Below are 8,885 nucleotides of genomic sequence, written 5' to 3'. Positions count from 1 at the left end.
TGGAACTTAACTGAAAAAATCAAGCCTTTAAAGTAATTGGGGATGTTTGTCTAGGTGGGGAGAATAGACGCTTACATTCGTTTATTTTTGACGCAGGTTTCCTTACGTCAGGAATTCCCTATTGAGCTTAAAATACCTAATAAGGTAACACTAGAGGCAATGAAGGAAAACGTAACTGAAAAGACGTATGATTCTGTAGATGATCTATTTAATGAGGTGCTGAGTGATGCTCAGCACTAGAGTCAAAAGCCAGTTTAAAAAAGATTTAAAGAAAGTAAGCCGCGACCCGAAAAAAGATATTGAATTATTAAAAGTTTTAATTAATGATTATTTTGTTCAAAATATCCCTATCCCCAAACAACATAAACACATGTATTAACGGGAAACTGGAAGCCTCATATGGAATGCCACATTCAACCTGACTTTTTACTGATTTGGGATGTTAATAGTGCAACCAATGAATTAATATTGGTACGCTGTGGCACTCATACTGAATTGTTTGGTTAAGTGAAATGATGGGCAAAAAAATAAGCCTAATTCACTTCAGAATCTAGCTGTGGTTTTCTGCGCGTTTTCATTAAATAATCAAACAAGGGAAACGTGACACACCAGTTCGCATTGGAATCAAACAAGTGATGTTCATAATGCCAAGGCAAATAAGTTTTCGCCCAGCGACGACTTAAATGCGCTTGGCGGTGTACTATATAATAGGTAATAATCGATAGGTACATAGCGTAAGCATAGCCATTCGCCCACCAGAAAAACGGGGCATTTAAAAGTAAGATAGCGAATAAAGCCAGCCATTCTTTGGCTTGTGTATTCCAGAGCCTAGGCCATTTTTGATAACCTGGATCTAACATATCCAGTTGTCGTGCTACATAATGATGCTCTTGCCAATGATAGGCCCAATAGCTATCTGGCTGCTTTCCCCAGTAATGCAATATATAGCGATGCATAAACCATTCACCTGCATTCGCAACCATCAAGCCTAAGAAAAATTGCAGTGCCCAGACCATAATATTGCTTTAAAAAGTATACGGATGAGCAGCGACAAAGCCATGTACTTTAGCTTTCGGGTTAAACTCTGGAACTTGCCATTCTTGAGTTTCCTGCCCACTTAAAAAACCCGCCAACCACAGTGCCTGTTTCCGAATCGGCAAAACGTAGGCATATAACTTATTATCTGGTAACTCAGCAACATCGCCTAGCGCGTAGATATGCTCATCACTGGTTTGCAAATAATGATTGACCCGTATGCCTCGATTAGTTTCGAGACCTGCATCTTTAGCTAATTTAATTCTAGGTTTAAATCCACAAGCAACAATAACTTTATTAAACCTAAAGTGGTCGCCAGCAACTTCAATGCAAACCTTATCCTGTGCAGGTGTAATGCTTTCTATCAGTTGATTGAATTTTACGTCAACCTTTTGATCTTGCATCACAGAAAGTAACGCCGCAGAATCTTCTTCTATGAGTTGTCGCTCCATTAACCGATCCATAGCGTGAAATATACTGACTTTATCTCCAGCAACAGCAAGATCAGAAGCGATTTCACAACCAATTAATCCGCCGCCAATAATCGCCCATTCAGGTACTTGTTTATTTTGTAAAATAGTTGCACGAGCAGCACGTAATTGAATTAAATCACGCAAACTATTAAACAGACAAAAATGCTCTTGGTAGGGTAAAAAAGGAGGTGGGATAAAAGCGGAAGAGCCTGTTGCAATAATGAGCTTATCGTAGCTAAATGCTTTATTGTCCTGCTTATCTGGGACATAAACACAGCGTTTATCTCGGTCAATTGCTGAAACGGTAATATTTTCAATGACCTGAATATTCTGCTCTCTCAAGGCATTAAACGGCTTGATAATAATAGCTGTCTCTATTTCTTCGTTGGAAAAACCTCGAGAGAGCATTGGCCGAGAATAATAACCATGAGTTTCGGTTGTAAGTAGGGTTATATTTGCATCAGATAACTGTCGCAATTTCTCAGCAAATGTAACGCCCGCAATACCCGAGCCAATAATAATGATATTCATGAAGCCTCCTTGATGAAACAAAGATGAAACAAACTTGAATGTGGTTGTTTTTTAACCTTAGCGCTTTATTGGAATTGCTATAACTAACTATATGTAGGTATTTTGTGATAGTGGTCGGTATAACTAAAATTCACAGAAATGGATAATCTGCATAAATATTTTCTTAGAAAATGATCATACCATGCGCGCATTCAAATGCCATCAATCATTAACTTAGAGCAGTAATTGATTGGCACTATTCCAGCCTACACATTCGCCAAGGTTATAAACGTGCGCTTGATTTATCGAAGCAAATTTGACTGGCTGAAGGCTGTATATTTTGCGATGGTCTCTAACGCTTATAGCGCTTTATTTGAATGAGAAATTACGGCTATTTTATTACTGAATCCTAAATTGAGAATGGTTGGGTTAATATAGGGCGAATCAATTTTTGTGCTAGGAATTCCTTAAGCCTATTATAGGGCGTGCGCTGGCGTACCTACTGCTCTTTCAATATAACGCTGTCTTTTCTTTTCAGTAATATTTTTTAGTTCGATCATCACTAAGCTATCTATACAGTTATTAAAATTTGGGTCTATATTGAAGTCAATAAAATGGCAACCTTGCTCAGTGCATAACTCAACATATTGTTTATACAAAGTAGGAACTTTTACGCCCAGTTTTTTCAATTCACTATTCAATATTTTAAAACTTGTTTTATAATCTCCCGAAAATTCAGACTGGGCAAACTTATGGGCAGCTTCGGAAACAATAAAGGGGGTTCTCGCTTTTGCTAATTGCAAATCAGAGCCAAATTGTTGCTGATAAAAGCTAATCAACACATCTTTTGCTACCTCAGGGTAGGCATTGCTTAGACTGACAGGGCCAAACATGTATTTAATTTCAGGGTTCTCCCTGAGATAAGCACCGATTCCATACCATAAATAATCTAGGCTTCGTTGCCCCCAATAACGTGGTTGAACAAAACTGCGCCCAAGCTCAATACTATGCGGTAAATAGCATTGAAAAGCAGCGGATAAATCAAATAAGGTACTCGTATAAAAACCATTGACACCCCTATTTTCCATAATTTCATGACCATCTCCTATTCGATAAGAGCCAACGATTTCCAAATCATGTTCATCCCATAGGACGAGGTGAGAGTAATAAACATCGTATTTATCAATATCTTGGTTTTCACCTGTCCCTTCTTCCACAGTACGAAAAGTTAATTCTCGAAGGCGTGCAATTTCTAGCATAACAGGACAATCACCATGATAATGGTAAAGAAAAATCTTTTTACCATCTTTAGTTTCACCTAATAGGCGAGATTGATATAACGCTTTTTTTAGTGCTTTACTATTGACTGGGTGAGCCACCGTTTCAATTGTTTCGAATAATGCTTTTTTGTGTTTTTTACCTAGGTTTAATACATGCTTACGAAACCGCTGACAAAGTTCTTTGTTGCCTTCTTCGGCATTTGAAAAGGCTGGGTAGGGGATGGGGAGACCCACTTTAAATTTAAGTTCTTTGTTTTTTTTATTAAACATTTCTTGAACCAGTAGCATCGTTCCCATCGGTTTATAAAGCGTTGAGGCCGCATAGAATAGTGCTGAATTTGATGCTTTAATATGTATGGGCAATATGGGTGCCTTGGCTTTTTTTGCTAATTTTAGAAAGCCGGTTTGCCATTGACCATCATATACTCCCTTGGGGGTTATGCGTGACACTTCCCCTGCAGGAAATAAAATAACAGCCTCTTCATTTTTCAAGGCTGCTAACATTGCTTTGTAGGCCTGTTTATTAGATTTTCCGGATAATACATCGACTGTTAAGAAAACTGATTTTAAAGGTTCAACATAGGACAGCACCTGATTAGCAACAATCCTTACATCAGGGCGAACAGTGCGTATTAGCTTAACCAATGCCAGGCCATCCAGAGTGCCAATGGGGTGGTTTGCAACAATAACCAGACGTCCTTCTGAAGGAATATTGTTATAGGAGTCAGGGCTGACCTGATAACTAAATTTAAAATACTTAAAAAACTTATCTAAAAAAGCAAAGCCGCGTAGATGCTGATTTTTCTCTATTACCTCATTAAAGTCGTCTTCATGCCATATCGTTTTTAATACTTTCAATATAAATTTATTTTTTTTACCGACTTTAAATTCTGGGTAGGTTTCGCGCAATATTTTTTCAGCATCAATCATAATAAATGTCCATTTATAGTTTAATCATGCAGTTTAATGAATAAATATTTCAGTAATGTGAAGCGCTCCTAATGTTGACCAAACCATTTGCTTATTACAGTCAATAACCACTGTGGCTCATCCATCGGTATATCATGTCCTGCCGTACTATGTTGCAAGTAATCCTTGTTCCAACCTTGTTGTAGCTTTAAGCTGCACCGGTAATCTACTAGGCGATCAGCTGAGCTACTAATAATAAGTATAGGCTGAGTAGGAATAGTGCGAGCAGAAAATTTTGCCGCAGCCAGTAACTGATTTATAGCACTAACACTGGAAATAGGATTGTTTTTTTGCCATCGCTGCCAGTCTTTTATGAGTGCATAGTCATGCGCATGCTTATTTGAAATAAGTGCCAATATCAACGGTTCTCGCTCACATCTCGTAGTCAATAATAACTTGATAATCTTATGATAATTTTGCCAGCGTAGGCGTTGATAAAAGGGGGAAATATTACTTAAACTGGTATTAATTAAAACTGCCGAACAGACTTCATTTGGGTAGCGACTCATCCAATCTATTGCGATCATCCCGCCCATTGATATTGCTATTAGCTGCACTCGGTAATCATCAGGAACCTGTTGCCGTAAAGCATCAGTTAGACCTGAGATGGTATTAGGGCTAGTTAAAGTGTTCAGTCTCCCATTACCAGGAATATCGGGCGTTAAAATTATTTTATTAGGGTACTGGTTTTGTAACATCTTAGGGAAATTTCCCCAATGCCTAGCTTCGCGCAGTAAGCCACGAATAAGTACCAAGCATATTTTAGAGTCAGTCATGATACCAAAGCGTTAAAGCTTCTTTTTCCATTCGCTGAGTCTGGCTTTCATCTAACCAATTTTTATAAGATAAAGTGACTTGCATTAAGTATTCCATTAGCACTAAATGTCCCCTTAATACTCGGTTAATTCGGTGAGGTTTAGTCGGATGAAAAAGCCCCGTTGATTTTCGTAACTGCAATGGATTTTTACGCACCCAGCGCCATGAACCCATTTCCAGAGTGAGAGGCAGAAATATATTACCGTATGCTAAAGACTGTTGATATAAATGATCCCACAAATCGCCGTGAGTGAGGTAATGCTGTGATTGCGGCTCGAAGCGGTAATTTTGGTAAGGGTAGGTTTGCATAAAAAGTTTACGCAAAAAATAAACTTCCCCTAAGTGCTTAATGGGTTCTTTTCGGCTTTTAGCATAAGGAAACCAGATTTGATTGTGGTAACCAAAGCCAGAGTGGCAGTCCAGCACCACACTAAAAGGGGATGGCAAAACGTGTTGGCGAATAAAATCATTTAGCACTTGTGCCTCTTTTTGCATGGTCTCATTCTCTTTACCTCGATACCATGGCAATGCAGCTGAAATACGGTGCCCACCGGCTAGCCAGACCGTTTTTTCATCACTGTCAACAGGCGCATTACGCATTAGATCAATACCATTACCGTTGGAACGTGTATGATTTATCATACCAACAGGATTAATCAGTGGCAGAAAATTAATACGTACTCGCTGTAACATATCAATAAAGCTAAGATCCCAGTGCAGCCGTTCAAGCAAGGTTTCCATAAAGGCTAAAACAACTTGAGTACCTATTCGTTCCAGGCCATGAATCCCCCCAATAAAGGTAATGCTTGGTATATCAACATTCTGATTTCCCATACTTAGCGCATAAACGGGGAGCAAGTCGTTGGCATGAGGCACATGGCAGAGAATTTGGTAGGACAGAAATTGTTTATGATCTCTCTGAATAATGGCTTCAATTTTTTGCAATTCTGAAAGCTTATTTTGAATCGAGGGCTGGGTCATTTTGGCTATTTTCTGTCGTAAAGCGTGTGTGCCTATTCTAACCACAAACTGACAAGCTTATGTTACAGTTGTATTGCAATGAATACTTTTATTGCTTGGGACGGGAGTTCTTGTCCGTGAATATGATCGGCTGCGCCTAAAAATATATTTATTTTGATCACAAATGATTGTCTTTAGGGCGATTTTAAATTTTAACGAGTGAAATAAGAAAAATTAACTGATCTTATTTTAGAAAACTCTAATGAACAAGTCCGCTTATAGAAAGTAGATTTTTCATTCAGGCGTTGTGTTGCCATCTTATGCGTTATTCTGGAGATAGAGTTACTTCAGGTCACTAGCTACAAGTCCGCCACCCATTTCGCTAGTCTTTAGGCTCGTCTTCAGTATAGTAGATATGGTTACGTAGCCTGCTCTGAACTTGTCTACGTCCCCGTATCAAGTGCAGAGCAGATTGTGAAGAAAAACCCAAATCCTGGGCCATACTTTCGGGTATTATTAAACTCTCGCTTCTTATTATGCGTGATTGATAGTATGCATTGAGGTATTAATGATTAACAACACGAGGCAGTTCTTTTGCTTGAGCTACCCAGTCTCTTACTTGTGCTTCAGTGGGCACTTTACGCACTAGGTTTTTTTCTTCATTTACTGCAAGCATTTTCAACTGTAAATTTTCTGGTTTTCTTTGTGCTAATTCAGGTACAGTATCAACACCAGAGGCTTCAAGTAGGTCGGCATATTGAGTGCTAACACCTTTTATTCTGGATAAATCAGCGCGATTAATCCAATTTAGAATCAGCTTTTCACTAATGCCCGTTGTGTTTGCTATTTCTTTACGTCCTTTTTTCTCGCAGCCAGCTGTTAACAGTCCTTCTAAGGATTTAATGCCAGCCTCGGTAAGCTTGGTTGCGTATGCTTCGCCGATACCTTCAATATCAGATAGTTTAGCCATTTTTTTTCCCCTATGTTGGTTAGTCTTATATGAAGTGGTAATAATTATGCGTTTTTATTAGAAGACTGAGAAAACGTTCCCATTTGATCTACCAAGTCTTAGTGATAGCTTTAAATTTACCATAGTGTAGCAACATCAGCGGTAATAATAGTAAATTAAGTAAAGTTGAAGAAGTAAGCCCACCTATAATAATGGCCGCCATCGGTCCCATAATTTCCAAGCCTGGATTATCACTATTAAAGGCGATAGGTGACATGGCTAATGCGGTCACTAATGCGGTCATCAGTATTGAGGGTAAACGTTCTTGAGCGCCTTTTAGCATGGTTTCTGCATTCCACTCTAAGCCCTCGTACTCCACTAGATGTTGATAGTGCGACAATAACATAATGCTATTGCGCACGGTGATGCCAAATAAGGTAATAAAGCCAATAATGGAGCCAACGGATAAGGTGGCATCCATTAAAATGACTGCTGTTATACCACCAACGAGTGAAAAGGGAATGTTAGCTAAAGTAATCGCTACATGACGTAGGTTGTTAATGGGGATATAAATAAAAATCAGTACACCTATACTTGCCAGTAGCGAATGTAAGATTAAGTTTTGTTTGGCTTGAGCTTGTTCGATGGCAGCACCGGTATATTCTGGGTAAGTGTTATCTTCAAAGCTTATGTTTTGGCTGATTTTAGCTTTGAGTTCTTGCATAAAAGATGCAATATCACGGCCCTTCACATTGCAGGTAATACTTTGCCTTCTTTGTGCATTTTGATGCAAAATATTGTAACGCCCTTCATTATGTTTTATATCAGCCACTTCATCGAGAGTAATCAGTTTTCCGCTAAGTGTACGGATCGGTAATTGACCGATAAGATCGGGGGATTGCAGCCATTCAGCTTGTAAGGTAACCGTAATATTGTAACTACGGTTGCCTTGTAAGTGCTTACCGACTACTTGCCCCTTATAAGCTTGAATGGTTTGCATAATTTGTTGAGCTTGTATGCCCCAGAATTTGAGTTTTTCTTGATTAAGGTGAATTTGAATAAGTGGTGTGCCGGGAGGTGAGCGTAATTGTATATCCGTCGCGCCTAAAATTTCTTGCATCAATGAGGCGACTTCTTGGGCTTTTTTATCCAACTGATTTAAGTCATTACCATAAATATTAACCACAATGGGCGAGGTATAGCCGGAAATTGTTTCGTCTATGCGCTCAGTTAAAAAGGTATTTGCTTCAAATAATAGTCCGGGGAAACCGGCTAGAATATCACGTATCTGTTCTAATACGGCTTGTTGGCCTGCACCAGATATAGGTTTCAGGCGCACTTCATATTCGCTGTAATGGCTGCCATAGGTATCAACGCCGCGTTCTGCCCGTCCTGCCCATTGAGAAATAGATTCAATTTGTGGGATTTCTTGCAGCAGTGCGGTGATTTGCTTACCCTGACGAATGGATTCTTGTAAAGACGTGCCCGGAATGCTGGTTGTGTGGATTATATAGTGACCTTCACGTAATTCAGGCAAAAACTTATTGCCGAGCGTAAAAAATTGACTCAACATAACAATTGATATAGCCAAACTAATAAGTGCAATTAGTTTGAAGTGCGCGGCAATAGCACTCAAGAAGCGTGTATATAAAGGAGTTAAAAATCTAATAAGCGGCGGTGTGGTATTAAATTGTATGTTATTACTTAACAGAATAAAGCAAAGGGCAGGTGTTAGCGTTAGAGCAACGATTAATGACATTAAAATTGCCAGAATGTAGGAATATCCAAGAGGGGCAAATAATCGTCCTGCAATACCTTCTAAGGAATGAGCACAAATTAATTTAGGCAAGTTCAATTTAAGAATTATAATGATGCAACTCATAAACTTTATTT

The 8,885-nt window shown here is 38.9% G+C and carries 10 protein-coding genes; 3 read left to right on the top strand and 7 right to left on the bottom strand.

All coding sequences use genetic code 11. The features are described 5' to 3' along the window. The first annotated feature begins 54 nt into the window (after positions 1-54). From BQ7314_RS00110 to BQ7314_RS15710, 3 genes are read left to right on the top strand one after another with little or no spacing between them, the layout of a single operon-like run. The gene (locus tag BQ7314_RS00110) at positions 55-240 is read left to right on the top strand and encodes a type II toxin-antitoxin system RelB/DinJ family antitoxin (RefSeq protein ID WP_174481675.1); all 186 of its coding nucleotides are present in this window, start codon (positions 55-57) and stop codon (positions 238-240) included. Beyond that, positions 227-379, top strand: a complete 153-nt coding sequence (locus BQ7314_RS15715; RefSeq protein ID WP_245394862.1) for a type II toxin-antitoxin system RelE/ParE family toxin — start codon at positions 227-229, stop codon at positions 377-379. Before BQ7314_RS00110 ends, BQ7314_RS15715 begins: the two co-directional genes overlap by 14 nt. 20 nt (positions 380-399) lie before the next feature. Beyond that, positions 400-507, top strand: a complete 108-nt coding sequence (locus BQ7314_RS15710) for a type II toxin-antitoxin system YafQ family toxin (protein ID WP_245394861.1) — start codon at positions 400-402, stop codon at positions 505-507. A gap of 26 nt (positions 508-533) precedes the next feature. On the opposite strand, the gene BQ7314_RS00100 is transcribed toward BQ7314_RS15710, so the two are convergent. The 7 genes from BQ7314_RS00100 to BQ7314_RS00070 all read right to left on the bottom strand — a co-directional run. Then, on the bottom strand, positions 534-1,016 hold the full coding sequence (locus BQ7314_RS00100; RefSeq protein ID WP_245394860.1) for a sterol desaturase family protein: 483 nt from the start codon (positions 1,014-1,016) through the stop codon (positions 534-536). A gap of 9 nt (positions 1,017-1,025) precedes the next feature. Beyond that, complete coding sequence (locus BQ7314_RS00095) at positions 1,026-2,039, bottom strand: NAD(P)/FAD-dependent oxidoreductase (protein ID WP_174481674.1); 1,014 nt, start codon at positions 2,037-2,039, stop codon at positions 1,026-1,028. A 455-nt stretch (positions 2,040-2,494) separates the two neighbouring features. Then, positions 2,495-4,228: a bifunctional ornithine lipid synthase OlsF gene (gene olsF / locus BQ7314_RS00090; protein ID WP_174481673.1), complete on the bottom strand. Its 1,734-nt coding sequence runs from the start codon at positions 4,226-4,228 to the stop codon at positions 2,495-2,497. A gap of 68 nt (positions 4,229-4,296) precedes the next feature. Then, a complete protein-coding gene (locus BQ7314_RS00085) occupies positions 4,297-5,043 on the bottom strand; it encodes an alpha/beta fold hydrolase (RefSeq protein ID WP_174481672.1) in 747 nt (248 codons plus the stop codon). Further along, complete coding sequence (locus BQ7314_RS00080) at positions 5,036-6,064, bottom strand: M14 family zinc carboxypeptidase (RefSeq protein ID WP_174481671.1); 1,029 nt, start codon at positions 6,062-6,064, stop codon at positions 5,036-5,038. The genes BQ7314_RS00085 and BQ7314_RS00080 overlap by 8 nt, the downstream gene beginning before the upstream one ends. Positions 6,065-6,608: 544 nt before the next feature. Further along, positions 6,609-7,013, bottom strand: coding sequence for a DUF4332 domain-containing protein (locus BQ7314_RS00075; protein ID WP_174481670.1), 405 nt, complete (start codon positions 7,011-7,013; stop codon positions 6,609-6,611). Positions 7,014-7,101: 88 nt separating this feature from the next. Next, positions 7,102-8,885, bottom strand: a 1,784-nt coding sequence (locus BQ7314_RS00070) for an efflux RND transporter permease subunit (protein ID WP_174481669.1), incomplete at its 5' end; no start/stop codon positions are given.

Source organism: methanotrophic endosymbiont of Bathymodiolus puteoserpentis (Logatchev) (assembly GCF_900128525.1).
Classification (GTDB): Bacteria; Pseudomonadota; Gammaproteobacteria; order Methylococcales; family Methylomonadaceae; genus Methyloprofundus.
This window is presented reverse-complemented; position numbering and strand designations above follow the sequence as displayed.